Origin of the sequence: Paenarthrobacter sp. TE4293 (assembly GCF_050435325.1) — a bacterium.
Taxonomy (GTDB): Bacteria; Actinomycetota; Actinomycetes; order Actinomycetales; family Micrococcaceae; genus Arthrobacter; species Arthrobacter nitroguajacolicus_C.
Map to the genome: position 1 here is coordinate 19264 of NZ_JBNJRY010000008.1, position 24528 is coordinate 43791.

The 24528-nt window shown below is 64.4% G+C and carries 25 protein-coding genes; 12 read left to right on the forward strand and 13 right to left on the reverse strand.

What is annotated here, in order from left to right:
* Positions 1–39 precede the first annotated feature (39 nt).
* On the reverse strand, positions 40–417 hold the full coding sequence (locus tag QF015_RS16250; RefSeq protein ID WP_310207667.1) for an SHOCT domain-containing protein: 378 nt from the start codon (positions 415–417) through the stop codon (positions 40–42).
* A 345-nt stretch (positions 418–762) separates the two neighbouring features.
* Here QF015_RS16250 and QF015_RS16255 point away from each other — a divergent pair, with 345 nt between their 5' ends.
* On the forward strand, positions 763–1998 hold the full coding sequence (locus tag QF015_RS16255; protein WP_429390165.1) for a hypothetical protein: 1236 nt from the start codon (positions 763–765) through the stop codon (positions 1996–1998).
* Here the strand turns inward: QF015_RS16255 and QF015_RS16260 are convergent.
* Entirely contained in the window at positions 1995–2750 is a 756-nt protein-coding gene (locus QF015_RS16260) for a ZIP family metal transporter (RefSeq protein ID WP_429390166.1), read from the reverse strand. The genes QF015_RS16255 and QF015_RS16260 overlap by 4 nt on opposite strands.
* Before the next feature lie 219 nt (positions 2751–2969).
* On the opposite strand from QF015_RS16260, the gene QF015_RS16265 reads away from it, so the two are divergent.
* The 3 genes from QF015_RS16265 to QF015_RS16275 all read left to right on the forward strand — a co-directional run bounded on the left by QF015_RS16265 (position 2970) and on the right by QF015_RS16275 (position 4958).
* Entirely contained in the window at positions 2970–3575 is a 606-nt protein-coding gene (locus QF015_RS16265) for a TasA family protein (RefSeq protein ID WP_429390167.1), read from the forward strand.
* Between the two features lie 197 nt (positions 3576–3772).
* On the forward strand, positions 3773–4498 hold the full coding sequence (locus QF015_RS16270) for a signal peptidase I (RefSeq protein ID WP_429390168.1): 726 nt from the start codon (positions 3773–3775) through the stop codon (positions 4496–4498).
* A complete protein-coding gene (locus QF015_RS16275; protein ID WP_429390169.1) occupies positions 4491–4958 on the forward strand; it encodes an Hpt domain-containing protein in 468 nt (155 codons plus the stop codon). Before QF015_RS16270 ends, QF015_RS16275 begins: the two co-directional genes overlap by 8 nt.
* Positions 4959–4968: 10 nt before the next feature.
* Here QF015_RS16275 and QF015_RS16280 read toward each other — a convergent pair whose 3' ends face one another.
* Positions 4969–6237, reverse strand: coding sequence for an MFS transporter (locus QF015_RS16280; protein ID WP_429390170.1), 1269 nt, complete (start codon positions 6235–6237; stop codon positions 4969–4971).
* A gap of 183 nt (positions 6238–6420) precedes the next feature.
* Between QF015_RS16280 and QF015_RS16285 the strand changes: the two genes are divergently transcribed.
* Positions 6421–7161: an IclR family transcriptional regulator gene (locus tag QF015_RS16285; protein ID WP_310207649.1), complete on the forward strand. Its 741-nt coding sequence runs from the start codon at positions 6421–6423 to the stop codon at positions 7159–7161.
* A gap of 117 nt (positions 7162–7278) precedes the next feature.
* Positions 7279–8466, forward strand: coding sequence for a 4-hydroxybenzoate 3-monooxygenase (locus QF015_RS16290; protein WP_310207646.1), 1188 nt, complete (start codon positions 7279–7281; stop codon positions 8464–8466).
* A 140-nt stretch (positions 8467–8606) separates the two neighbouring features.
* Here QF015_RS16290 and QF015_RS16295 read toward each other — a convergent pair whose 3' ends face one another.
* On the reverse strand, positions 8607–10436 hold the full coding sequence (locus QF015_RS16295; RefSeq protein ID WP_429390171.1) for a DUF222 domain-containing protein: 1830 nt from the start codon (positions 10434–10436) through the stop codon (positions 8607–8609).
* A gap of 49 nt (positions 10437–10485) precedes the next feature.
* On the reverse strand, positions 10486–10836 hold the full coding sequence (locus QF015_RS16300) for a MerR family transcriptional regulator (RefSeq protein ID WP_310208582.1): 351 nt from the start codon (positions 10834–10836) through the stop codon (positions 10486–10488).
* Positions 10837–10880: 44 nt separating this feature from the next.
* Between QF015_RS16300 and QF015_RS16305 the strand changes: the two genes are divergently transcribed.
* Positions 10881–11339: a VOC family protein gene (locus QF015_RS16305; protein ID WP_429390172.1), complete on the forward strand. Its 459-nt coding sequence runs from the start codon at positions 10881–10883 to the stop codon at positions 11337–11339.
* Positions 11340–11453: 114 nt separating this feature from the next.
* Here QF015_RS16305 and QF015_RS16310 read toward each other — a convergent pair whose 3' ends face one another.
* Together QF015_RS16310 and QF015_RS16315 are read right to left on the reverse strand one after the other, a co-directional pair.
* On the reverse strand, positions 11454–12320 hold the full coding sequence (locus QF015_RS16310) for a class II glutamine amidotransferase (protein WP_429390173.1): 867 nt from the start codon (positions 12318–12320) through the stop codon (positions 11454–11456).
* A gap of 68 nt (positions 12321–12388) precedes the next feature.
* Complete coding sequence (locus tag QF015_RS16315; RefSeq protein WP_310207633.1) at positions 12389–13789, reverse strand: glutamate decarboxylase; 1401 nt, start codon at positions 13787–13789, stop codon at positions 12389–12391.
* A 353-nt stretch (positions 13790–14142) separates the two neighbouring features.
* On the opposite strand from QF015_RS16315, the gene QF015_RS16320 reads away from it, so the two are divergent.
* Both QF015_RS16320 and QF015_RS16325 read left to right on the forward strand, forming a co-directional pair.
* Positions 14143–14961: a DUF2382 domain-containing protein gene (locus tag QF015_RS16320; protein WP_429390174.1), complete on the forward strand. Its 819-nt coding sequence runs from the start codon at positions 14143–14145 to the stop codon at positions 14959–14961.
* A 107-nt stretch (positions 14962–15068) separates the two neighbouring features.
* Positions 15069–15275 (forward strand): hypothetical protein, encoded by a 207-nt coding sequence (locus QF015_RS16325; protein WP_310207626.1) that lies wholly within the window; start codon positions 15069–15071, stop codon positions 15273–15275.
* Here QF015_RS16325 and QF015_RS16330 read toward each other — a convergent pair.
* Both QF015_RS16330 and QF015_RS16335 read right to left on the reverse strand, forming a co-directional pair.
* Positions 15244–17103: a glycoside hydrolase family 15 protein gene (locus tag QF015_RS16330; protein ID WP_429390175.1), complete on the reverse strand. Its 1860-nt coding sequence runs from the start codon at positions 17101–17103 to the stop codon at positions 15244–15246. The two genes, QF015_RS16325 and QF015_RS16330, sit on opposite strands and share 32 nt — an antisense overlap.
* Before the next feature lie 10 nt (positions 17104–17113).
* Positions 17114–17779, reverse strand: a complete 666-nt coding sequence (locus tag QF015_RS16335; RefSeq protein ID WP_429390176.1) for a TetR/AcrR family transcriptional regulator — start codon at positions 17777–17779, stop codon at positions 17114–17116.
* 112 nt (positions 17780–17891) lie between these two features.
* Between QF015_RS16335 and QF015_RS16340 the strand changes: the two genes are divergently transcribed.
* Positions 17892–18941: an NAD(P)-dependent alcohol dehydrogenase gene (locus QF015_RS16340; protein ID WP_429390177.1), complete on the forward strand. Its 1050-nt coding sequence runs from the start codon at positions 17892–17894 to the stop codon at positions 18939–18941.
* 42 nt (positions 18942–18983) lie between these two features.
* Here the strand turns inward: QF015_RS16340 and QF015_RS16345 are convergent, their stop codons facing one another.
* Entirely contained in the window at positions 18984–19910 is a 927-nt protein-coding gene (locus tag QF015_RS16345; protein WP_429390178.1) for an EamA family transporter, read from the reverse strand.
* On the reverse strand, positions 19907–20521 hold the full coding sequence (locus QF015_RS16350) for a helix-turn-helix domain-containing protein (protein WP_429390179.1): 615 nt from the start codon (positions 20519–20521) through the stop codon (positions 19907–19909). Before QF015_RS16350 ends, QF015_RS16345 begins: the two co-directional genes overlap by 4 nt.
* Before the next feature lie 107 nt (positions 20522–20628).
* Between QF015_RS16350 and QF015_RS16355 the strand changes: the two genes are divergently transcribed.
* Both QF015_RS16355 and QF015_RS16360 read left to right on the forward strand, forming a co-directional pair.
* Positions 20629–21525, forward strand: coding sequence for an SDR family oxidoreductase (locus tag QF015_RS16355; RefSeq protein ID WP_310207611.1), 897 nt, complete (start codon positions 20629–20631; stop codon positions 21523–21525).
* A 109-nt stretch (positions 21526–21634) separates the two neighbouring features.
* The gene (locus QF015_RS16360) at positions 21635–21865 is read left to right on the forward strand and encodes a DUF6458 family protein (RefSeq protein ID WP_310207608.1); all 231 of its coding nucleotides are present in this window, start codon (positions 21635–21637) and stop codon (positions 21863–21865) included.
* A 106-nt stretch (positions 21866–21971) separates the two neighbouring features.
* Here QF015_RS16360 and QF015_RS16365 read toward each other — a convergent pair whose 3' ends face one another.
* Positions 21972–22889: a carbon-nitrogen hydrolase family protein gene (locus QF015_RS16365; protein ID WP_310207605.1), complete on the reverse strand. Its 918-nt coding sequence runs from the start codon at positions 22887–22889 to the stop codon at positions 21972–21974.
* Positions 22890–24470 (reverse strand): APC family permease, encoded by a 1581-nt coding sequence (locus QF015_RS16370; RefSeq protein ID WP_429390180.1) that lies wholly within the window; start codon positions 24468–24470, stop codon positions 22890–22892.
* Positions 24471–24528: the final 58 nt, after the last annotated feature.

The window sequence follows — 24528 nt, forward strand, 5'->3', positions numbered from 1 at the left end:
GCGGTGGGGCGGTCAGCGGATTACGGGCCATCGCCCGGATCAGGCCAACGCGAGCTCCTTGAGGCGGGCGTACTCGGCCTCGGTGATATCGCCGGCGGCGAGCAGTGCTTTGGCTGCTTCGATTTGTTGGGTCGGCGAGGGGGTCCCGGCAACGTCGCGAATGTAGTTTTCTGCTTCCTCCACCGATTCGCGGACCCGGATTTCGCTGCGCAGGGCCATGCCCTTCCCGCGCATGATGACGTAAATCAAGGCGGAGATAAAAGGGGCGATGAACAGGCACAAAATCCACAGGGCCTTGACGCCGCCGCCGAGTGCTTTATCGCGGAGAAGATCGGAAATGATCTGAAAGAGGAGGATCAAGTAGGCAATGAAGAAAAAAGCGACAATGATGCTCCACAACGATTCCAAGAAGTTCATGGTGTCTTTCCCATCGTTCGTTCGGCCCGGGGCAGGACCGTCGTCATCCAGCATGGGACCCGTTCCCCAGCGGGACCCCACCACCATTCTCGATTCGGCCGCGCCGTTCGGCGCCCGCCCGCGCTGGATCCGCAGTGATTGGACAGAAAGATCACCCACTAAAGGTGAGCGCTGGCCCTGAGGCCCGACGGCGGGTAGCCCGGGCCCGATAATCAACGCACCATCGCGCGGGGAGACATGGGCCGGTCTTCGGTCACAAATACCCCGTACGGCTGCGGTTGCAGCTGTCGCCAACCGGTCCGTTACGCTGCTCAAATCCATGCACCACCGCACGTTGAGGGCCCAATGACGCACTCTTTTACCGCCGGCACCGCGGCCGACGTTCCTGCTACCCCATGCCCGGAACCCCCGCTCAAACACAACGCGGCAGCAGTGGCCTTGGGGGCGTTCAGCATGGCGGCGGTTGTCGGAGGATTCGCCCTGTTCCTGCACATCCTCGGGCAACGATCTCCGCGGCTTGGACCGGTGTTCGACGGGTGGCCCGAGGCGGCCGCCAACTCGCCGCTGGCTGCCTTCCGCTGGTTCCTGGGAGACATGACCGAACCCTTGTTCCTCAAGTCGGATCTCGCTGCACTTGGCCTCCTCGCCGGCGCCGCGTTGGCATGGTGGGCCGGACGCCGGGGAAGGACCTGGGCGGGTTCGCTGAGCTACGCGACCGGCCTGTGGCCGTGGGTCCTGGCGTCGGCAACGCTGAGTCTGCTGCTGTCCAACCTGGCGTTCGGCTGGATGCTCGACGACGGGTGGCAGCCCACGTTCGTGCCGTTTGTTTGCGTCGCTCCCGCCGTGGTCCTCCTCTACGGAGCCGGCTGGAAGGCCTGCGTTACCGGCGCGGTTCTGGGCTCAGCCACCACTACGCCCCTGGCCTTGCTGCTTATTCCGGCCCTGTCCACCCCGCTCGGGCTGCCCGTTGTGGTGGCGAACGTCCTCGCGATGTCCCTGGGTTCAGTCCTGGCGTTCACGGTGGCCCGGCAGTTGCCGTGGCTGACCCTGCAGGGGCCGGGCCGGACCGCACAACCGCACCGGCCGGCGTCGGGCCTTCACCGGACTTTCCGCAACGATGCCCGGTGGGCAGCGCGCCGGGTCCTCAAGGACTTTACCGAGACCCATTTCTTCGCCAACGAACTGGCCGGCATCGGCGTGATCCTGGCGGCCGCAACGGCTTTCGTGCTGAACCCGGGGATGCCGTCGTACGGGTCGGACCTGCTGCCCCACATACTGTTCGCCCAGGCACTGACGTCGGCCATCGGCGTCGTCCTCTGGCAGCGTTGGTACCGGGGCGGCGGGTGGGCGGCCACCTATGCGTCTGTGGTGTCCGTAACTCCCGCGGCCGTCCTTGCCTACGGTGGCTCGTGGACCGCGATGGTCGGTGGGGCCGTGCTGGGAGCGATCCTGGCACCGCCCATCGCCCGGCTTGTCTCAGCTCGGCTGCCCGCCGGGTTCCACCCGGTGATCGGCAATACGGCGGCCATGGCAGTGTCGACGGCGGTCGCGTTGCTGTTGCTGGGACTGCTGCCCCACTAGCCCCCGACGTGGTGGATGGTGAAGGCGGTGAGGAACCCGACGGCGGCCGTCAATCCAGTGAGGTTGTGGTGCTCTTCGAAGGCTTCGGGAATCATGGTGTCGGCCAGCATGGCCAGGATTCCGCCGGCGGCGATGGCGGTGATGAACGCGATGACGGTTTCCGGGGCATTTTCCAAGGCCGTGTAGCCAACCAGGGCCGCGAGTCCGCTAAACACGGCAATGCCGATCCAGGTACCAAAGACGTATGCGGGGCTTCGGCCGGCTTTCTTCATCCCGGCCGTGCTGGAGAGGCCCTCCGGAACGTTGGAGATGAACACTGCGGCCAACATGGCCGGACTGACCACTCCGCCGGCAAGGAGGCCCACGCCGAGCACCACGGATTCGGGAATGCCGTCAATGAGTGCCCCGACTGCAATGGCGGTGCCGCTGCCGGGCGTGTCTTTCTCGGAGGGTTGGGGGCCGCCGGACCGCTTCCGATGTTTGGCCCCGGCGCGTGCCAGGAGGACGTTGGAGCCCACGAAGATCAGCGCGCCCAGGAGGAAGCCCAGGACGGTCGGGACCAACCCGCCACCTTCGACGGCCTCGTCCACCAGTTCAAAGGCAAGGGCGGAGATCAGGACGCCCGCACCGAAGGCCATCACCGTGGAAACGATCTTGGGCGGAACCTTCCACAGCCAAGCGATCCCTGCGCCCAGGACCAAGGCGCCACCTGCCAACGTGCCCCATAGCAGGGCCTGCAACCACATCGGCATCCTTGCGCCCTTTCATTGGCTCTACACGTGCACCAAGCAGTGTTTCACATGGGTCTGGCGGGGTTGTGGTGAGTCTTGAGTATTTCCTGAGGAAGTGTTGCGGGTTTGCAGGATTTGTTCTTGATCCGGCCCCGGCACAGTAGTTCTTGTCAGCCAAACAGGCCGATAAGAACAGGCCGGCCGGTCTCACGGTGGCCACCCGAAAGGACACCGATTCCCATGGCCATCAGCCTCAAGACCACCTCCGGCAAGATCCTCGCCTCCGTCGCACTGGTCGGCACCGCAGCCGCCGTCGCCGGCATGGGAACCTACGGCGCCTTCACCTCATCAACCTCCGCCTCCCAAGCCGTCACCGCAGGCACCGTCACCATCGCCCTGGGCACCGGCACCTCCAACACCCTCAACGTCCCCGTCGCAGGACTGCTCCCCGGAGACAAAGTCGAAAAACTCGTCACCCTGGCCAACACCGGCAACTCCGACCTGAACAACGTCACCCTCACCACCTCCGCCGGAACCACCGCCTCCCTGCTGACCACCGACACCACCAACGGCCTGCAACTGACCATCGAAAACTGCTCCGTGGCCTGGACCGGCACCGCAGCGCCCTACACCTGCGCCGGCACCAAAACCACCGTCCTGGCCAACGGCCCGGTCATCGCAGCGAACAAGGCCCTGAACAACCTGACCTCCCTGACCTCGACCAAAACCGACAACCTCAAAGTCACCACCGCGTTGCCGGCCACCGCGAACAACGACTTCCAGGGCGCCACCTCCACCATCGGCTTCTCCTTCACCGGCACCCAACGCACCGAAACCACCAAGTAACCACCGCAACAGATACACACCACCAAGCCCCGCCGGGCCTGGTCGGGCGCCCCCCTGCCCGATCAGGTCCGCCGGTATTTTTCCCGAACCGGATATTTCCTGAGCCATCCTTGAGGATTTTCCGCAGGAAGCCCTGAGCCGGGTCACGCAGACTCTTATTCAGAAGACGATCACCACCCGGAAGGAACGCCAGGACAATGAGCACCATCACCAGCATCAACGGACCAGCCCTCCACGGCCGGCGTTCCGCCGCCACGTCCGCCGCCGCCGTCGAGACCCGGCCGACCGCCGCCGTCGAGACCCAGCCGTCGGCCGTCGGGACTGCGGCCGCCGCTGAAGCATCCACCAGCGTCGGGGCCTTCCGTCGCATCGCCGGCACTGCCGCGAAGTTCATCGGCATCGGCATGCTGGTCCTCGCGGCGTTGGTGTTCCTGTTCCTGGCGATCGGCCCGCGCATCCTCGGCTACCAGACCTCAACCATGTTGACCGGTTCCATGGCCCCACTGATCAACCCGGGCGACGTCGTCGTGACCGTCCCCACACCGATCTCCGACGTCAAGGTGGGCGACATCATCACGTACCACATCCCGGTCGAAGACCAGCGGGTCGAGACGCACCGCATCACCGACATCACCGCCACCGCCGACGGTGGCGTGGCCGTGCAGACCAAAGGCGATGCCAACAACGGCATCGACCCCTGGATCGCTACTTTGCAAGGCACCACCGTGGACAAGCAGGTCGCCACGATCCCCTACGTCGGCAACGCGATCCGCGCCCTGCGCGAACCGATGGTCATGAACATCCTGATGTACGGAGCGCCGGCCATCCTGGTCATCGGAATGCTCGCCTCCATCTGGACCAAGGAGCCCAACAAGTCAGCTTCGGAAGGCGCCGCAGAGCCCCAGGCAGCAAGCGGTGAGTGACCAGCAAGCGGCAAGAGGCCACCGGGGGCTGAGCGGCCCGGTTGAGCCTGTCCCGACGCATGCGGAAACTCTCCAGGCGTTGCCGGAACCTGTCCTGGAGGCCTGCAGGCTGCAGGCGCTGGCCGACGAGTTGGGAGACTCCACTCCGGCCATCCGTTTCCTCTCCACCTACTTGTCCATGCTGCCCGGCCGAATCCTGAGGATCTCCAACGGTCTGTGCATGCACGATCCCGAGGCGAGTATGGATGCGGTCCTGAGCCTCAAGATTTCCTCGTCCATGGTGGGGGCCTTGGAGACAGAAACACAGTGCCGGGCCCTTGAATCGATGATCCGGGAAGATCATTTCGATTCTGCGGTCCAGGCTCTCCCGGCACTTCGGAACTCCACCGACCGTTGCTTCGCGGCAGGGCCGCAGTTGCTCGGGAAGGCGCAGGAGTCCCTCTGCAAGGGGCAGAGGTAGCGAAGAGGGGTCAGTGACCGGCCGGCACGGAGGTGTCGGCGGCCTTGACCTCATGCGGTACCAGGAACAGCGCGGCTACGGCCAGGAGGCCGGCGGCAGCGAAAACGTAGAAGCCCGCAGGGTAGGCGATATTCGCGGCCACCAAGGTTCCCGTTACCGCCGGGCCGACGATCGCGCCCAGCCGGCCAACGCCTGCGGCGAAGCCCAACGCGGTTCCGCGGAGCCTGGCCGGGAACAACTGGCTGACCCAGGCGTAAACCAACACCTGTGAGCTGAAGACGAAAACTCCGGTGACGAAGACGGCCGCGTTGAGCAGGAATTCGTTCTGGATCTTGACGCTGAGGACCGCCAGCAGCACCGCCGACAACCCGAACCACACCAGCACGATCCGCTTGGTTCCGTGCTTGTCGGCCAGGACTCCGGCCAGGAACAGCCCTGCCACCGCACCGACATTCAGGACAAGGAGCAGTGTCAGCCCGGTGCTCACGGGATATCCGGCGGCGGCCATCAGTTGCGGTAGCCACGTATTCAGCCCGTAAACCAGCAGCAGTCCCATAAACGACGCGATGCCAATACCAACGGCCACCAAGGGATAGGGCTTCTGCAGGAGGTCGCGGAAACCGGTCTTCTGCCGGGTGCCGACAGAATGCTCGACGGCGGCGGTTTCCTTCGCGGGTTCGCCCACCTTGGCGGGGGCTGCTTCGGGGAGCGATTCGGGCAGCTTGGCCCACAGGAAGGGCAAAAGCAGCAGCCCGGCGACGCCGCCGATGATGAACATGAGCCGCCAGTTGGGAACGATGAAGATGGCCAGCAAGGCCGTTGCTACGGCCCCAACGTGGTACCCGGTCATGGTCCGGGTGGTGGACTTCCCCGCTGATCCGGCCGGCGCGTAGTCGTTCATGTACGCCAATGCGGCAGGTAGGCAGGCGCCCAGGCCAAGTCCGGCAAGCAGGCGGAGCAGCGAGAAGACGGCCACGTTCGGGGCGAAGGCGACACCGATGGTGAACACCGAAAATCCAGCCACGCAGGCAATCAGGAGTTTCCTGCGACCGAACTTGTCCGATAGTGGCGCGATAAAGAGTGCGCCCAAGCCCACGCCCACCAAGGAGATGGTGGCAGCGAAAGTGGCGCCCACGGCGTCGAAACCAAGCTCGCCGGTCTTGATGAGCGTGGGGATGACGGTGCCAAGGACCACGAGGTCGAAGCCGTCCAGGACCATGGCCAACCAACAGAGCCATACAGGCCATTGGGAGCGGCGGGCAGATGACATCGTTGGCATAGCGTCCTCGGTACTTCTTTGTTGTTGGGCACGACCAAAGAACGTTCGGTCGGTTACGAGAGTTGTATCACTGCCTGATGTTGTGTGGCACACGTTCTACCATTGAATGGAAGGTATCGCAGGTGGGAACGGAAAGCATCTCAGGTGCCGAAACTGCAAGATCCGGGACGAAGGGAGCGTGTCGTGGCCAACTCGACGTCCGGTGACTCCGTTGTCGACCGCGTGGTGCGGGTGATCGAGGCTTTCCCCGAGGGGGTGACCTCCCTGCAGCTGACTGAGCTGGCCGATCGGGCCGGGATCCCGCTGTCGTCGGCCCATCGACTGGTCCGCCAGCTCTCTGAGCATGGACTGTTGGATCTTGGGGCGGGCGGTACGGTCCGGCTGGGCCTGAGGTTGTGGGAACTCGTCAACCGCAATTCGCCCACGTTGGCTCTCCGCCAAGCCGCCATGCCGTTCATGGAGGACATCCAGCAGGTCTTGAACCAGAACGTGAACCTGGCGGTGCTCGACGGGTGGGAAGCGCTCTTCGTCGAGCGACTTTCCCGGAGGGGATCCGTGGCAAACCGGGCGAGGATCGCCGGACGGATGCCGGTGCACATTTCGTCTGCCGGACTTGCCCTGATGTCGCACCAGTCGCGCGAAGTGCAGGCGGAGTACCTCGAGCACTTCCAGGACCCGTCCGGGAAGGTGACTGCCGACGTCGTGCGTCATTTCCTGGCCGAAGCGGCCCAGCAGGGTTATGCGCAACTCGCGGGGGTGGTGGATCCGGATACCTGGGGCATCGCTGTTCCAGTGGTGAATGGCAAGCGTCGCACCGTGGCGGCTCTTGGTGTTGTTGTCCCGCTTGCGGAGATGCGGCTGCAGGCGCTGGTGCCCGCGCTCCAAACGGCCGCCCGGGGCATAGGGCGACACCTCGCCGATTGAATCTTCTTCCGTTCAACGGAATTCATGTAACGCCAGTCACGCGTTGCGCGCCACACTGATTCCAGATCCATCCCGCTTCGAAGCAAGCCGGGATCCGCAACGAAGCGAGGAACAACCATGGCACGCACACCCATCACCACCCAAGTCGCCATCATGGGCGCAGGCCCCGCCGGGCTCATGCTGTCCCACTTGCTGGCCATGCAGGGCATCGAGTCCGTCGTGGTCGAAATCCGAAGCCGCAAGGACATCCAGGAGACGGTCCGCGCCGGCATCCTGGAGCACGGCACTGTGAACCTGCTGGTGGATTCGGGAGTCTCGGACCGTGTACTGCGTGAAGGCGACCGGCACGACGGCATCGAGTTGCGCTTCAATGGCGAGAGCCACCGCATCAACTTCAAGGAACTCGTGGGCGAATCCGTGTGGCTGTATCCGCAGACCGACGTGTTCATGGACCTCGCCGCGAAGCGGGAAGCCGACGGCGGCGACGTCCGGTACAGCGTCACGGACACCACGGTTCACGATCTCGAAGGTAAGCCGAAGGTCTGGTTCACCGACGCAGAGGGCCAGGAGTTCGAAATCCAGGCCGACTTCCTGGTGGGCGCTGACGGGTCCCGCAGCCACTGCCGATTCCAGATCCCCGAAGCCAACCGCAAGTGGTACTTCCACGAATACCCCTTCGCCTGGTTTGGCATCCTCGCCGAGGCCCCACGCAGCGCGGACGAACTGATTTATGCCAACTCCGAGAACGGCTTCGCACTGATCAGCCAGCGCACCGAGACTGTTCAGCGCATGTACTTCCAATGCGACCCCAAGGAAAACGTCGCCGACTGGGACGACGAACGCATCTGGACCGAATTCCGCAAGCGGGTCAACGGCAACGGTTTTGAGCTCAAAGAAGGACCCGTCCTGGAGAAGATGGTCCTGCCGTTCCGCAGTTTCGTCCACACCCCCATGCGCCATGGCAACCTGTTCCTGGCCGGCGACGCAGCACACACCGTTCCACCCACGGGGGCCAAAGGACTCAACCTGGCCATTCACGACGTCAAAGTGCTTTTCGAGGGCCTCGACTCCTTCTACTCGAATGGTTCTACTGCGCTGTTGGACTCCTATAGCGACCGTGCCTTGGACCGTGTGTGGAAGGCCCAGCACTTCTCCTATTGGATGACATCGATGCTGCACACGGTGCCGGGTGCCGACGACTTCGACCGAGCCCGCCAGCTCGGCGAATTGCACTCCGTGGTCACTTCCGAGCACGCGAAAGCGTATCTTGCAGAGTCCTACACGGGCTGGCCGACCTCGCGCTAAACCGGGAGGTCCGCTCATCAACCAGCGCTCGACGGCGGCTGGTCTCCTCGCGGAGATGGGTCGCGGTTGGGTGCTTTGTTGCTTAAACGACTCTGGTGCTTCCAGTGCTTCCGGTGCTCGTGTGCTTCCGGTGCTCGTGCCTAAGTGCTTGTAGCGGTTTCAGCGATCTTGGAGTTAGTCCCGCCTAGATGGTGATTTCCCGCGGTCCGAGCCGGCATGTCCAGATTCGGTGGGTTTTCCGGGGTTCGGTGGGGTGTGTGGTGGTGGTTGCGTCGGGGTTTTTGGTGGGGGTCGATGTGGGGTGGGGGGATGAACCAGGGGACGCCGGTGGTCATGTCGATGTGCCAGTTTTCTTTGTGGATGAGGTGGTGGTGGTGGCTGCAGAGGAGGGTGCCGTTGTCGGTTGAGGTGGTGCCGCCGTGGGACCAGTAGGTGGTGTGGTGGGCTTCGCACCAGGGGGCGGGCATGGTGCAGTCGGGGAAGGCGCAGCCTCCGTCGCGGGCGGTGATGGCTTTGCGGATGTGGGGTGGGAAGATCCGGGTGGTGCGGCCGATGTCCAGGATGCGGGAGTCGCTGCCGAGCAGGACGGGGATGATATCGGCGTCGCAGGCGATTTTCCGGATGGTGCTGGGGTGGATCGGGCCGGTGAACGTGGCGGTGCCGGTGTCAGTGTGGTGGTCGGCCCGGCTGTGATGGCTGTGGTGGGCGAGTTGGTTGAAGAGGTGGCGTTCGTCGATGGTGATGGTCAGTTGGGGTCGGAGGCCGCCGTTGGAGGGCAGTTTCCCGGTGGTCATGGCGAGGCTGCAGGCACCGACGAGGCCGTCGAGGAGTTTCTGGGGCCGGCTGCGCCGGTCCAGATCCGGGCCGGTGCCGTGCTGGCCGGTGCTCTGGAGTCTGGGGTTGGTGGCGGTGTTCATGACGGTGCTGAGGGTTTCGAATTGTTCGTCGGTGGCGAAGATTTCGAGGTGGTGGAGGCCGTGGCGGCGTCGGCGGCGGAGGAACACGCCTTGGAGTTGGCGCAGGACTTCTTCGGACGGTTCGGAGCCGTCGTGGTCGATGACGTCGGTCCAGCGTTTGGCCATGGTGGTGACGAAGTCCGGGTCGGTTTCGATGGCGGTGCTGGTCAGGGCGTGTTCCATGCGGGTGAGGGTGTCGTCGTCGGTGAGGTGTTTGACGTTGTCCAGGGCGGTGCTGATGATCGTGGCCGAGCGGGACGGGACCAGTGCGGATCCGACAGCGTGGGCGAGGACTTCGCGGCGGGCCGGGATGTCCTGGCCGGTCATGCCCGTCTGGGGGAGTATTTCCCGGGCCAGGGCGAGCCGTCGGCGGGCTTCACCGATCCCGATCCGCAACCGCGCCCGAAGGAACTGGGCCGCGTTCCGATACCCATCATCCACAACACTGGCCTTGGGCCTGGCCCCATCCGTGGGCAGTGCACTGGTGGAGCGTTCTCCACCAGTGGGCACCGGAGCAGTGGCGGTTCCCGTCCGGTTCTGAGCTGTTGCCGGAGCGTTGGATCCTGGCTTTGATTCCGTCCATCCGGTCCGCCATCCCGGCGCTGCCGCCGAGGACCCCGGACCAGCCTGCTGTGCTTCCGTCCGGGTCCGTTCCACAGCCTGCGCGGCAACGACCTGCAAGTACTCCAGCGTCCGGGCAATTTCCTCTACCCTGCCCGCGAAATCCGCAGCCTCTACGAATCCCAGGGTGCGTGCTTCGGAGATTGCGATGACCCGAACGGCCGTCAAGGCCAGGTACGCCTCGTCCAAGGGTTCGTCAAGCTCCCGGGAAGGATCAACCCCCGACACGAATGCACCCTCCATGCCCTTCGACCCAACTTCCGGGGCTGCCGATGAGCCGCTGGCCAAGACGGAACGAGAGCTGGGCAAAAGCCCGGCAACACCGCCGGGCAGGGCTTCATCATCGCCGGGCGCTACCGCCCTCGATGCCAATGCCTGCCCGCCGCTTCCCATACAGCAAGCCTGTCACGCCCGCTCCAACCACCATCAGCCACCACATGACCTATGTGGAAAACCGCCCCATTTCACTGATCAGCTGATCCAAGGACTCACGGCTTCGCTCAATTTTGGCGATGTCGTTACTGAGCCTTTCGCGCTCCTTCAAAAGGCGCGCTTCCAGCGCGGCTGCCCGGGGCCGGGGATCGGCGATGAAGGGGAGGATATCCGTCATCGCCTTACTGCACAGGCCGGCGTCGAACAGTCTTTGAATGAGTTCAACCCGCTGCACGGACTCTGGACCGTAGATCCGTTGCCCCGAAACGGATCGCTCCGGGCTGAGGAATCCTTGGTTCTCGTAGTAGCGGAGGGATCGCACGCTCACCCCGGTGGCTGACGCGAGTTCGCCGATACGCATAGGCACTTGCCCCTCACATTGGTGTCAGGTCCTACGGTACAGAAATGACCAGTGAACCGAACCCCCAATCACCAGTCCGACAGATGCGCCTGATCGTTGAAGCGGAGGATTACGATGCCGCTCTGGCGTTCTTCCGCGACGCCCTGGGCCTCCCTGAGCAGGCCGCCTTCGAGGGCGCCGGTGATGCCCGTGTTGCCATCCTCGACGCAGGACGGGCAACCCTGGAGATATCCAATCCCGCGCAGGTGCGGATGATCGACCACGTTGAGGCCGATGGCCGACCCAGCGCGAAAATCCGGATCGCCTTCGAAGTGGACGACTCCGCGGCGACCACCAAAGACCTCACGGACGCCGGGGCCACACTGATCGCAGAACCCCGCGAAACGCCCTGGAAGTCCCTGAATTCCAGGCTCGAAGCACCCGCGGGCCTCCAAGTCACCCTGTTCCAGGAGCTGGAAACCATCGACGAGAGAAGCTCCAAACCCGGTTTCAAACGACCCTGACCTCGCACCGGGAAAGTTTCTTCGGGGCTGTCCAGGCCGGTGTCGGAAGCGCACGACGGCGGCAGGTCGCCGTCGTGCGTTGGCGCCGTACGGTGCGGGTTGAGGCAGCGGCGGTCAGGACCGCTGCGACTCCGCAGCGGACGGTTCGAGGTCGGCCAAAGTGAGCAGATGAACAGGGGCGTCCGGGAAGGAAACCGTGGAGGTCAGGTGCAGGTCCGGGCCAACATGGACCAGTTCGCCGGGTTCCATAGCCCGCCAGCCCGGGTTGTGATCCATGGGTTCGGTGGCGAAGAGGACGTGGGGTGACCGGGAAAGTTCAGTGCTGCGCGAGTGGATCCGCCTGCTTCGGGCATCGAGTGGTGCTGCCGGATCCGGTGCCGAGGGGTTTCGCTCCAGCACGTACAACCCGTGGGTGTCCGGGTACCTGAGCGCCCACATATCCGTCGCGGTGCTCAGGATGAAGTTGAGGCTGAACACAGGCAACTCGCGGGCAACCCACCCGACGGCCTCCACGATGCCGGCGCCCACATCACCTCCTGCGCGACGGGTTTCTGCGGTGATGAGCGCAAAAAGACGTTCGCTGTCGGACTGGCCCAGCACCAGGTCCATCACGCCGAATTCCGCGAGGCGCTGGTCGAGGTGGTGGAGCCCGTGCAGAACTCCGTTGTGCGCAAACAGCCGCCCATCCTGCTCGAACGGATGCGTGTTGACCATGGTGAGGGCACCGGTGCTGGCGTACCGTACATGAGCCAGAAATGTGGTGCTTTTCAGGTCCCGGGCTTCTCGGGCGAAGGCGTGATCCTCCCATGCCGCCAAGGGTTGCTTTGCTACATGCGCCTTGCCTGCGGCATCGAAGGTTCCTATGCCGGCGCCGTCGGGCTCCCTTCGGCTTTGGGCCGAGAGGCTGTCCGGGGCGTCCAACAACCAGAAGGTGGCGCGGACCGGACGCGGACCGGCATGGAGCCCGAAGAGTCGGCACATGTCAGGCCTCCCTTCTAAAGTCGATGGTTCCAAAACCTGGTGTTTTCAAGAGCCGGTGGTTCCGGACGTCAGTGGTGGAAGCCCTCCGCCTGCTTGTCTGTGGGCATCGGCGCAGTGAGGCTGTCGAGGTAGTCAACTTCCTTCTTCAGGTCCTCAAGGAAGCTGGACGCAAGATCGCGGGTGAAACCGTTGCGGACCACGATCCGTTGGACGGTGATGTCATTCAGCCCATCGGGCAGGGGATAGGCCGGAACCAGCCAACCGTTCATCCTCAACCGCTCGGATAGGTGGTGGAGATTCCAGTGTTCTGTGTGGCCGTCGGTGAGCTGCCACGCAAACACAGGGATGTCGGACCCGTCGCTCCACAGGGTGAACGCGTCCATGGCTCCGATCTCGTTGGAAAGATACAGTGCGACATCCCGGGACGTTGCTTGGACTGACCTGTACCCGGCAAAGCCAAGGCGAAGGAAGAGGTAGTACTGCAGAAGTACCTGGGCGCCGGGGCGGGAGAAGTTCAAGGCAAAAGTGGGCATGTCCCCGCCGAGATAGCTGACGTGGAAGATGAGGTCCTCCGGAAGTGCCGCCGCGTCCCGCCACACCACCCAGCCGAGGCCGGGATACACCAGTCCGTACTTGTGGCCCGAGGTGTTGATGGAAGCCACGCGGGGCAGCCGGAAGTCCCAGACGGTTTCCGGCTGCAGGAAGGGTGCCACCATGGCTCCGGAGGCGCCGTCCACGTGGATGGGAATGTCCAGGCCACGGCGCGCCTGGATCTCATCCAATGCTTCGGAGATCAGCTCCACCGGCTCGTACTTGCCGGTATAGGTCACGCCGAGGATAGCGACGACGCCGATGGTGTTCTCGTCCACGTACTGGTCCAGGTCGTGGCCGTCCAGCGTTGGATGTTCCGCTGAAACGGGGACAAAACGAGGCTCCACATCCCAGTAATTGCAGAATTTCTCCCAGCACACTTGGACGGCGGAGCTGAGGATGAGGTTGGGCTTCTCCGTGGACTTGCCCGCCGCCCGCCGCGCATGCTGCCACCGTCGCTTCAGCGCCAAACCACCCAGCATGCAGGCCTCGGAGGAACCGATAGTAGAGGTGCCGATGCTCTTCCCGGGATCCGGTGCATTCCACAGGTCCGCGAGCATCCGCCAGCAACGGGTCTCGATGAGCGCCGTTTGGGGGTACTCGTCCTTATCGATCATGTTCTTGTCGAACGTCTCGGCATACAGCGTGGATGCTTCCGTCTCCATCCACGTCCCGACGAAGGTCGCGAGGTTCAGCCGCGAGTTGCCGTCCAACATCGCTTCGTCGTGGACAACCTGGTACGCGGTGGCCGGCAGGGATTCACCGTCCGGCAAAGTGAATCGAGGGAAGATGGTGGACTCGCCGGGCCTGCTGAAGAGGGGATTGAGTTCGACGGCGGTGTCCGGTTCGTGGTGTGACGCGCGGTGGGATCTGCTCATGGGCCAGCTCCTTGAAGTCGTTCGCCTGCGGTGGGCAACCTGTCTGTGGCTCACGCTACCCGTGGCAGTCTCCGCACCCAAGCCTTCCCAAAACGGCGGCGATCGAAAACGCTCGAGGCGGGAGGTCGCCGTCGGGCGTTTCTTGCCTTGGGTGCCGCGGAAGCGGGTCAGGGCCATGCGTTGGAAATCTTCCCCAGGGCCTTGCCAAGCAAACACTAAGCATGCTTATGATTTAGGTGTTCCTCAAAGCCGCCGGGTTGATCCGAATCCCCGCCGGTGACTGGAAACCATGCCTGGTGATGCAGCCCGCTTGGCGATCCACACAAAAGAGAACCGCATTCCAAGGAGACATCATGCTCGCGAGGGAAAATATTGACCGTCTGATGGGCCTCAGCGGAAACGTCCGCACCACGGAAGGTGACAAGGTAGGCTCCATCGGCACTTTCTACACCGACGATGACACGGGTGAGCCCACCTGGGTCACCGTCAAAACCGGCCTTTTTGGCAGTTCAGAATCATTCATTCCGCTGCAGGAAGCCACGGTCGACGGCGATGACGTAGTGGTCCCGTTCAGCAAAGACCACATCAAGGACGCACCGCGGGTTGCCGAGGATGGGCATCTGGACCCGGGGGAGGAAAGCCGCCTGTACAACCACTATGGACTCGAGGGCCGCGGCGGCACCATGGGCACTGCTGACGTGGATGCCAACTACCATCGGGACGCCGCTGACGTGGACGCCGGCTACAACCGGGATGCCGGCGACAACCGGGATACTGACAGGGGCCGCGACGACGAAGCCATGACCCGTTCGGAAGAACGGCTGAACGTCGGCACCGAGAAACAAGCCACGGGGCGGGCACGCCTGCGCAAGTACATCACTACCGAGAACGTCACCACAACGGTCCCCGTCCAGCGCGAGGAGGTCCGCCTGGAACGCGAACCCATTACGGACGCGAACGCCGGTGACGCCATGTCCGGCCCGGAGCTGACCGAAAGCGAACACGAGGTCACACTGCACGAGGAACGCCCCGTGGTGGACAAGGAAACCGTCCCGGTGGAGCGCGTGCGCCTTGAGAAGGACACCGTCACCGACGAGGTCCAGGTGGATGAGGAAGTGCGCAAGGAACGCATTGAAACCGAGGGGACCGGGCCCGACCAAACCCGGCGATAACGCGTGAAGTGAGGCCCGCTCTGCGTTTCAAGCATGTCAGGGGGCGGAGTGGGCCTCACAACGCAGTCTCCCTATCGCGGAAGCGATCGCGATGGGACGATGTGTTAATGGGCGAACAAGAGAAGGACCAGCCCGCTGTGCCATCGGCCGCAGCGACGGAGGACAGGGGCGACCCCACGACCCAGCAAATGAGGACCGTCGGTCAGCGGCGGCGTGAGTCTGAACGCAAGCTGGATCTTCATCTGGAAGAAGCCACCCGCAAAGGCGAAAAGGGCGAGGCTGCTAACGAAGACGGGGATCATTCCGCAGAGTAGAACCGCTGGCCTGCCCCGGATGCCTGGGCTTGCGGAGCGGCGTGTCACTGCTGTGGGCTTCGCCGTGGTGTAGCTGCAAAGCACTGTGGATAAGCGGAAAGTGGCTGAAGGCCTGAGGAGTGTTGCCAAGATGCCGCTGGGTGCGGGGATCCCACTCCTCGCTGAGCAGCCCCACGTCGTTGCGCAGGGTAAGCAGCCGCTCGAAGAGTTCGGTGGCCTCGCTGGAACGGCCGATGCCCAGCAACGCATCCACCAGCCAAAACGAACAAGCCAGGAACACGCCTTCGTCGCCGGGCAAGCCGTCGTGCCCGGACTGGGTCCGGTAGCGGAGGACCAGGCCGTCCTCGGTCAGCCCCCGTTGGATGGCATCCACCGTCCCGGCAACGTGGGGATGTTTGTGCGGGAGGAACCCAACACGGGGAATCAGGAGCAGGCTCGCATCCAGTTCCTTGCTGCCGTAGGACTGGACGAACGTGTTGAGTTCCTGATCGAATCCCTTGGCCATGACGTCCGCGTGGATTTCGCTGCGCAGTGCCGCCCAGCGGTCGTGTGGACCGGGCAGCCCGGAGCTCCGTACGCCTTTGACCATGCGGTCCGCGGCCACCCAGGCCATGACCTTGGAGTGGGTGAAATGCTGCCGCGGTCCACGCATTTCCCAGAGCCCGTTGTCCGGCTGGTCCCAAGCGCCTTCCAAGTACTCCATCAGCGCGACCTGGATGTCCCATGAACTGTCCTCGGTGCTGTCCGCGGATGCCGCGCGGGTCAGTGAGAGCCCATCCAGCACCTCACCCCATACGTCCAGTTGCAGCTGTGGGGCGGCCGCGTTACCGGTGCGGACAGGGGCGGACCCTTCGTAACCGGAAAGCCACGGGATGTCTGCCTCCGGGAGTCTCCTGGCGCCGTCGAGCCCGTACACAATCTGAAGTTCCGACGGGTCGCCGGCGATGGCGCGCAGCAGCCAATCCCGCCACGCTGACGCCTCCTCCGTGTAACCTGCGGCGAGCAGCGACTGCAGGGTCAACGTGGCGTCGCGCAGCCAGCAGTAGCGGTAGTCCCAGTTTCTGGGGCCCCCGATCTGCTCGGGCAGGGACGTGGTCGCCGCCGCCACAATGCCGCCCGTGGGTGCGTAGGTCAGTGCTTTGAGGGTGATCAGGGACCGCTCCACCGGTTCCTTGTACTTCCCGGTCATTTCACTGCGGCCGATCCACTCCAGCCAGAACGACTCCGTTGACTCCAGCGCATGGAAGGGGTCGATCCGTCGCGGCTCCCGCTCATGGCTCGGCGCCCAGCGCAACACGAACGGGACGCGGTCGCCCGCCCGGACCGTGAATTCGCTGTACGTGCGCTTGTCCCGCCCTTCCAGCGGGGCATGGGTGGTGAGATAGGCCGAGTCCGGTCCGGCCACCGCGCTGATGCCGTGCTTGCTGTGCCGGACCCAGGGCACCACCCGGCCGTAGTCGAAGCGCAGGACCAGTTCCATCTCCATGGATACCTCGCCGGAAATACCTTCCACGATCCGTACCAGGTCCACTGCGTCGTCACGGACCGGCATGAAGTCGAGCACCCGGACCGCTCCGCCCTCCACTTCCCATTCGGTCTCCAGGATGAGGGTGTCTTCGCGGTATTGGCGGCGGGTGCAGTTGCCGCCGTCGGGTGTGCCGGCCGGCGCCAGGAGCCAACGTCCGGCCTCTGGCGTGTGCAGCAGCGACGCGAAGCAGGCGGGGGAGTCGAACCGCGGCAGGCACATCCAGTCAATGGATCCGCTTCTCCCCACCAAGGCAGCTGTGTTCAGATCCCCGATGATCGCGTAGTCCTCAATCCTGGCCATGGATCAGATCCTAGTCTGCGTCTCCTGCCAGACGGCTGAGGCCGTCCAGGATGAGGTCCAGGCCGAAGTCGAATTCGTCGCCGAAGTCGTAACCGGGTTTCAGGACATGCTCGACGGCGATCTCCACCATGCGCGGATACTCACCGGTGGCGAATCGCTCCATGATGGGGTCGGTGATCCCGGCCGCCGTGTCCCGGCCCTCGAACGGCAGCGCAGCTTCCTGCAGGGCGAAGCCGTAGATATAGCTGTCCAGCAGGGCGTAAGCGTGGGCGGTCGACTTGACGGAGAATCCTGCAGTCCGCAGCGTCGCGAGTGTTGCCTCGTGATGCCTGAGCGTGGCCGGGCCCGGAGCTGACCGGCTTTCCAGTAATCCGACGGCCCAGGCATGGCGTCTGAGTGCCTCTCTCATCCGGTGGGCTCTCAGTTTCATTTCCCCGCGCCAGTTTCCTTCGGGTGACGGCAGCTCGATTTCACTGAAAACCATGTCCACGATGCCGTCCAGGATTTCGTCCTTGTTGGCCACGTAGTAGTACAGCGACATGGGTTTGGTCCCCATGCTTTGGGCGAGCGTGCGAATGGTCAGTCCCGCTATTCCGGACTCGTCCGCGAGGGCTACGGCGCTCTGGAGGACGCGCTCGCGGCTAAGCGGGAGCCGCTGGGTTGCTGCAGTGGACACTCGAACTCCTTGGCTGGACCATCGCCTCTAGCGGTTTAGTACAGTGTACGGTAATCTCATTAGTACAGCGTACGAAAAGTGCGCGCCACCACCAGTACTGAAAGGTCCGGCCATGACCACTGGTCAGAAAGCCAAGGAATCCCGTCGCCGCAAGGATCAGGCTTTGCCGGGTCCCTTCATGCGGGCCATCGTGCAGGAGGCCTACGGTTCCGCCGATGTCCTCCATGAAGCACAAGTCCCGGTTCCCCCCATTGCGGACAATGACGTGCTGGTGAAGATCCACTCGGCCGGACTCGACCGCGGCACCTGGCATGTCACCACCGGCTTGCCCTACGCCTTGCGCTTGGCGTACGGATTCAAGGCCCCCAGGAACCCGGTTCCCGGGGTGGACCTCGCCGGCACGGTGGAGGCGGTTGGAAGTAAAGTGACCCGTTTCGCGGCGGGAGACGAGGTGTTCGGATCGGGGACGGGAACCTTTGCCGAGTACGCCGCTGCCCGTGAGGACCGGCTGGCCCCCAAGCCGGCAAACATCAGCTTCGAGCAGGCCGCAGTCGTGCCGGTGTCCGGGTGCACGGCCTTGATCGCAGTGCGTGCCGGCGGCATCGACCCCGGCCGTCAGTCATCCCGCGGGGTCAAGGTCCTGGTCACGGGCGCATCGGGCGGCGTGGGCAGTTATGCGGTGCAGCTCGCCAAGGCCGCCGGCGCAGAGGTCACTGGTGTGGCCAGTGCTGCGAAAACAGACATGGTGCGAGCCCTCGGGGCCGACCACGTGATCGACTACACCACGCAGGATTTCGCTGACGGCTCGGCGCACTATGACGTCATCATCGACATCGCAGGCAACCCCTCGGTGTCGCGTCTTCGCCGCGCGCTCACTCCTGCCGGGACCGCGGTGATCACCGGCGGCGAAGAAGGTGGCACGTGGACGGGGAGCATGGACCGCCAACTCCGTGCCGTGGCCCTTTCGCCCTTCATCCGGCAACGGCTCACCATGATCGTGGGCACGCAGAAGAGCGACGATCTTGAGTGTTTGGCGGGACTCCTGGAGTCGGGGGCCATGAGGCCGGCCATCGACCGTACTTACCCGCTGGCGCAGGTGCCGGATGCCATGCGCTACTTCGACGCCGGCCAGGCGCGGGGCAAGCTGGCCGTCACCATCTAAGGTGCGGTCCAGCGCGCGACGGCGGCAGGTCGCCGTCGTGCGTTATGCCTTTGCGCCGGGGTGGTCGGCTGATACCGCGTCCGGCGCCGGTGCCACAGTGGTGGGTTCGGCCAAGGGCGGCAATTTCCTGATCCCGCCGCGCTGCGACGCGGCCCCGGCAAACACCACCAGCGCAATGCCCATGAATTGGATGATCGACGGTTGTTGATGCAGCACCAGCAGCCCGAGGAGGACGCCGAACGCGGGCTCCAGCGACATCAGTGTGCCGAACGCGGTGGACGTCATGCGGCGCAGTGCCTTCAGCTCCAGGACGAACGGCAGTACGGGCATCAGGATGGCGACGCCCAGTGCCCCTGCCAGGATGCCCCAGTCGAGGTGGCCAACAGCCTGCGGGATTCCGACGACGGCGGCCGTCACGGCGGCAATGGGGACCGTCAGCGAGAGTGCTCCAATGCCGGTGAAGCGATCCCCGATGATTTGCGTCAGCAGGATGTAGGCGCCCCAGCCGGCCGCCGCAATGGCTGCGAACATGACGCCCAGCAGGTCTATCCGGCCATGCCAGGGTTCGGTCAGCAGGACGACTCCCAGCAGTGCAAGGACTGGCCAGGCCAGTGCCCGGCGGTTATGGCTTCGGATGGCCGCAACCGTCAGTGGGCCAAGGAATTCGATAGCGACGGTGGTGCCCAGGGGGATGCGCTCGACGGCGGCGAGGAACATGATGGTCATGAGGCCGGTGGCGATGCCGAGCCCCAGGAGTGGCAGGACGTCGTTCCGGCGGACCGAGCGCAGGGGTGGGCGGGCAATCGCCAGGAAGATGATCGCCCCCATGCTCAGCCGCAGCCACGCCGTTCCTGCAGGTCCTACTTCGGCGATGAGCCCCACCGACAATGCGGAACTCAGCTGCACCGAGAGCATGGCCGCAACGGCGAGTCCCCATGGCGGAATGGGGCCGCGCTTGGGTGTACTCATGAGCTCTGTCCTCTGGTGGAATCCTGCCGGTGCCCTGACCCCACGCCGGGTTCAAAAACAGCCAGAATGAACCGGGCAGCGGCTGTGCCGAGGTTGGCGTAGGAGTGGGCTACGTCGCCGGGAAAGGTCAGGGCGTCGCCCACCTCCAGGGTGACCAACTGGTCGCCTGCGTCCACGGTCACTGTGCCGGACTGAACCTGCAGGAGTTCTTTGGTGCCCGGGGCGTGCGCTTCGCTGCCATGCCTGTCTCCGGGGCCCAACGTCCAGTCCCAGAGTTCCACCACGTCCGGTGATTCCGTTCCGGCCACCAGGATTCCCAGGCCGCCCTGCCTGCTGGTCCAGAGTGCTGCGCCTTCGCCGCTCCGGGTGATTTTGACGGGCTTCGGGCGGGGAGCCTCAACCAGTGCGGGAAGTCCGACCCCCAAGGCGTCGCTGATCCGCAGAAGAGTGCCGATGCTGGGGTTCGCCGCCCCCTGCTCCACGTTGATGATCATCCGTCGACTGACGCCGGCGGCCTCCGCCAACTGGTCGAGGGTCCAGCCCCGGCTCTGTCGTTCTTGCTTGACCCGCGCGCCGATGGCCAGCGAGAGGGTGGTGGTGCTGCCGTCCATAAGTGCATCATACTGCACTCATAGTGCACCGTAAGTTCTGCTGTGAGGTCTAGCCCTGCTCCCCGGCGCGTGCTACCACTGGAGGAACCAAATCCGGAGGAGAAATCGTGGCTGAAGATCTGCCTGTCCTTGTTGTTGGTGCCACCGGATTCCTGGGCGGCCAGGTGGTGGACGAGCTGCTCAAGCGCGGCAAGAAGGTCCGCGCTTTGGTGCGGCCCAAGTCCAACGCCGCCAAGTTGGAGGCCAAGGGCGTGGACATCGCACGCGGAGACATGCTGGATGCAGCTTCCCTGGTCGCTGCAATGACAGGGGTTTCCGCCGTGGTTTCGACCGCCGCCGGCTACACGCGCAACGACAGGAACGCCCAAGCTATCGATACCTACGGGAACAGCAACCTTGCCGTCGCGGCCAAGCAGGCCGCGGTGCCCCGCTTCGTGCTGATCAGCATCGTGACCAGCGACCAGACGCCGCAGATTCCGCATTTCTGGAACAAGAAACTCGCTGAGGACAAACTCCAGGAGCTCGGTGTTCCCTTTGTGGCGCTTCGGCCGGGTGCCTTCTTTGACCAGGCTGTGGGGATGGGTGGTGATCCGTTCGCGAAGGGGCGGTTTGTCTGGCTCGGATCCAAGGATGCGAAGCTCACGTTTGTCCTCGCCAGCGACGTGGCGGAATACCTCGCAGAGGCTGTTGACGCGGACATTGTTGAGGGAGAGCGTATCGACATTGGCTGGAGCCGGCCCGTGAGCATCCGGGAGGCTGCAGAGGTGGCCGGGCGCCGCGCCGGCAAGCCGATCAAGGTGATGACCATACCTGCGGGTGCCATCGCCGGGCTCGGCAAGGTTACCGCCAAGGTCCTTCCGCTGGTGGGTGATATGGCCAGCATGGTGGCGTGGTTCGAAACCGGAAAATATGTAGCCGATACCACCCGCCAGGAGCAGGTGTTCGGGCCGGTGCCGACGCCCGAGGATGCCATCGCCCGGGTGGCCGCGCGATACGGCCACTGAATCCGGTCGTTGTCCTGGCTGGTGGGAGTCTTTGATCATAAGTATGCTGACTGTACAGATTCGGCCGGAGATCCCTGACCACGCGCCGAACGGACACGAGGAGCACGTTATGAGAATCGGTTCTTCCATTGCCCTGATTGCGATCGGAGCCATTTTGGCCTTCGCTCTCGCCCCCGGACTCATCCCCTTCCTGGACCAGGTTCTGGTGGGTTACATCCTGATGGTGGTGGGCGTCATTGGACTCATCATTTCCATCGCGATGTCCAACAGGACCCGCCGCACCGTGGTGGAGCGGCGGACGGCACCTGAAACGGTGGTCGAGCGCCGCCCCGAGGTCTAGCAGTCCGGTTTTACCAGCCGGGGCAGCCCCGGTTAATTGAAGAAGCGCACGACGCCGGGATGCCGCCGTCGTGCGCTTCTTCCGTTAAGGTCGCGCGCTTCCTCCGTTAGGGGAGGCGCAGCCCGGTGGAGGCAGCCCCGCCGGGCCGGCTTGCCGGACTGGGCTCGTTCCACTCCGGGGACTGGAAATGCGCGCCGCCGAACATCGGGAAGGACAACAGGCCCTCCTGGTCCCGGAGCTGCGTCCACGGGCGGTTAATGCCGTGGGTCCCAGAGCGACGGAGTTGGGTGACGCGGTCCAGGTCAAGGACGGCGAAGAGGATCTCCTCCCCGCCCTTGGCGTGCTGCATGATGGTGCCCTCGGGGTCGACAATGACGCTTTCGCCCACCCCGGAAGGGGACGCGCCGTTGACGTTCACCACGTAGACCTGGTTGGCGAAGGCGTTGGCTTGGGACATGACGATTTCCATGGCCCTGTCCCGGGTGGTGGTGAGCGTTGGCTGGATGATGACTTCCGCGCCGAGCCAGGCCAGTTGCCTCGCCACTTCAGGGAAGCTGCCATCGAAGCAGATGGCCAGGCCAATGCGTCCGCAGCCGGGGATGTCGAACGTGACGAATGAATCCCCGGGCGTGGTGGTTTCGAAGGGGCGCCAGGGGAAGAGCTTCCGGTAGCGGGCCACGATCTCACCTTGCGGAGAGACGGCGATGGCTGTGTTGTAGGTGCTCCCGTTATCCGTCTCCAGCAGTGAGCCCGGCACGAGCCACACATTGAGCCTGCGGGCCAGCGCCGAGATGCGGTCGGTCAGCGGGCTGGGGATGGGGGCGGCGGAGCGGGTTTCGGCTTCCGGGTCCGGTATCAGGAACTCGCCAGGTGCCGAAAGCAGGAGCTCGGGAACCACGATGACGTCCACGTCGGGGCCGAGCTTCCTGGCTGACTCGGCCTGGGCTTCGAATCGCGCCCACGTGGCCTCGAGGTCGTTGGGGACCGGGTTGGTTTGAATTGCTGCGATGGACAGGATGCGCATTTATGCCTCGGTTTCGTTGCTGAGAATGGTGGGAAGTTCGTGGCGGGAGGTGACGTTTCCGCGGGGGATCGTTGCGCCGGAGAAGAAGCGCCGAAGCCTGGGCTTCACGATTGCGGTGACCGCGGCGCCGACGGCCAGTGCGCCGATGCCGATCCAGAAGACCGAGCCGATGCCCAGCCAGGAAAGCCCCGCGTAGTCAGGGGAGAGCATGTCAACGGCGCTGTAGGCGAACGCTCCGATCATCAGGAGTGCTCCGATCCCGGGAAGGATGCCCTTTAGGACCAGGGCTGAGGGAGAGGTGCGCATCAGCGGCGCGAAGTACACCACGGAGGCCAGGGCCGTTGCCGCATAGTAGGCCGCGATCATGAGGCCCACTGACAGGATGGCGAGCCCGATGAAGTCGGCGCTGATGGCCGTTAGTCCCAGGGTTATGGCCATGGTGATCACGGCCCACCAGGAGATGGAGGTGGCGGGGGTTCCGCGTTTGGCGTGCATCCGGGTGGTGCCGCGGGGGAGGGCGCCGTAGGTGCCCATGCTGAGCCAGGTCCGGGGGGTGCTGACGGCCACGGTCATGAGCGCCGCCAGCGCGGAGAGGCCCACCGCCAGCATGATGACCTGGCCAAACACCTCCCCCGTCGCCTGCGGGCCAAGAACGGAGAGGACATCCGAGACGGTGTCCGGATTGGTGATGCCCGCGGTCCCTGCGAAGCCGACGGCGGCGGTGGCTGTGACGACGTAGAAGAACAACAGGATGACGGTAGTAATGACAACTGCCTTGCCGGGGGTTCCCTTGCGGTCGGTGGTTTCTTCATTCACGGCTATCAGGGCGTCCCAACCCCAGTAGATGAAGAGGCACAGGATGACGCCGGAGACCAGCCCGGAGATGTCCCCGGACGCGAAGGGGTTGAACCATTCCAGGCTTGGCGGTTCAGCGCCGCCTGCTGCAGTTCCGGCGGAGGTCCCCGTAGCCATCGCCGTGAACGCCGCGACGCAGAAGCCGCCGAGGGCCACCAGTTGCAGGCCAATCAGGGCGTACTGGACCCACGCGGAGAGCTCGATGCCCCTGGCGGCGATCCACGCGCTCAGAGCAATGAGTCCGCACGCGATGGCGGAAACAGCGATGGGCTCAGCGGCGATCCAGACCAGGCCGAAGAAGTTGAGCAAGTACGTGGTGGCCACTTGGGCCAGCGCCGCGCTCGCAATGAAGGTGGCCATCTGGGGAACCCATCCGCCAAAGAACCACCCTGCTGCCGGTCCGAAAACCCGGGTGATCCACACGAAGACGCCACCGCAGTCGGGCATTTCCTTGTTCAGGTCCCTGAAAGCGAGGGCTGTGAACAAGATCGGCACGAATCCGAGCAGGAAGGCGGCGGGAGTGCTCGCGCCGACGGCCAGGACGACGAAGCCGAGCGTGACGGCGAGGCTGTAGGCGGGGGCGACGGCTGCCAGGCCCAGGGCGACCGTGGGGCCGATGCCGATGGAGCCGGCTTTGAGTCCTTTGGAGGCTTTGGGGCCTTCAGACGGTGGATCCTTGGGTGTTGGGTCAGTGGTGGTGATGCGTGGGGTAGGGGGATGTGACACGGAGACTCCTCGTTGAATCAGTAATTTGAATTACATTCAAATTTGAATGCCATTCAAT

Coding starts and splice junctions, on each gene's coding strand:
- QF015_RS16310 (WP_429390173.1), bottom strand. CDS start 12,320: ATGTGCCGACTCTTCGGGCTCCATGCCGGTCCGCGTCCGGTCCGCGCC.
- QF015_RS16315 (WP_310207633.1), bottom strand. CDS start 13,789: ATGAGCAGATCCCACCGCGCGTCACACCACGAACCGGACACCGCCGTC.
- QF015_RS16280 (WP_429390170.1), bottom strand. CDS start 6,237: ATGCCAACGATGTCATCTGCCCGCCGCTCCCAATGGCCTGTATGGCTC.
- QF015_RS16320 (WP_429390174.1), top strand. CDS start 14,143: ATGCTCGCGAGGGAAAATATTGACCGTCTGATGGGCCTCAGCGGAAAC.
- QF015_RS16250 (WP_310207667.1), bottom strand. CDS start 417: ATGAACTTCTTGGAATCGTTGTGGAGCATCATTGTCGCTTTTTTCTTC.
- QF015_RS16270 (WP_429390168.1), top strand. CDS start 3,773: ATGAGCACCATCACCAGCATCAACGGACCAGCCCTCCACGGCCGGCGT.
- QF015_RS16330 (WP_429390175.1), bottom strand. CDS start 17,103: ATGGCCAGGATTGAGGACTACGCGATCATCGGGGATCTGAACACAGCT.
- QF015_RS16340 (WP_429390177.1), top strand. CDS start 17,892: ATGACCACTGGTCAGAAAGCCAAGGAATCCCGTCGCCGCAAGGATCAG.
- QF015_RS16360 (WP_310207608.1), top strand. CDS start 21,635: ATGAGAATCGGTTCTTCCATTGCCCTGATTGCGATCGGAGCCATTTTG.
- QF015_RS16365 (WP_310207605.1), bottom strand. CDS start 22,889: ATGCGCATCCTGTCCATCGCAGCAATTCAAACCAACCCGGTCCCCAAC.
- QF015_RS16300 (WP_310208582.1), bottom strand. CDS start 10,836: ATGCGTATCGGCGAACTCGCGTCAGCCACCGGGGTGAGCGTGCGATCC.
- QF015_RS16325 (WP_310207626.1), top strand. CDS start 15,069: ATGGGCGAACAAGAGAAGGACCAGCCCGCTGTGCCATCGGCCGCAGCG.
- QF015_RS16290 (WP_310207646.1), top strand. CDS start 7,279: ATGGCACGCACACCCATCACCACCCAAGTCGCCATCATGGGCGCAGGC.
- QF015_RS16350 (WP_429390179.1), bottom strand. CDS start 20,521: ATGGACGGCAGCACCACCACCCTCTCGCTGGCCATCGGCGCGCGGGTC.
- QF015_RS16255 (WP_429390165.1), top strand. CDS start 763: ATGACGCACTCTTTTACCGCCGGCACCGCGGCCGACGTTCCTGCTACC.
- QF015_RS16295 (WP_429390171.1), bottom strand. CDS start 10,436: ATGGGAAGCGGCGGGCAGGCATTGGCATCGAGGGCGGTAGCGCCCGGC.
- QF015_RS16305 (WP_429390172.1), top strand. CDS start 10,881: ATGACCAGTGAACCGAACCCCCAATCACCAGTCCGACAGATGCGCCTG.
- QF015_RS16345 (WP_429390178.1), bottom strand. CDS start 19,910: ATGAGTACACCCAAGCGCGGCCCCATTCCGCCATGGGGACTCGCCGTT.
- QF015_RS16260 (WP_429390166.1), bottom strand. CDS start 2,750: ATGCCGATGTGGTTGCAGGCCCTGCTATGGGGCACGTTGGCAGGTGGC.
- QF015_RS16265 (WP_429390167.1), top strand. CDS start 2,970: ATGGCCATCAGCCTCAAGACCACCTCCGGCAAGATCCTCGCCTCCGTC.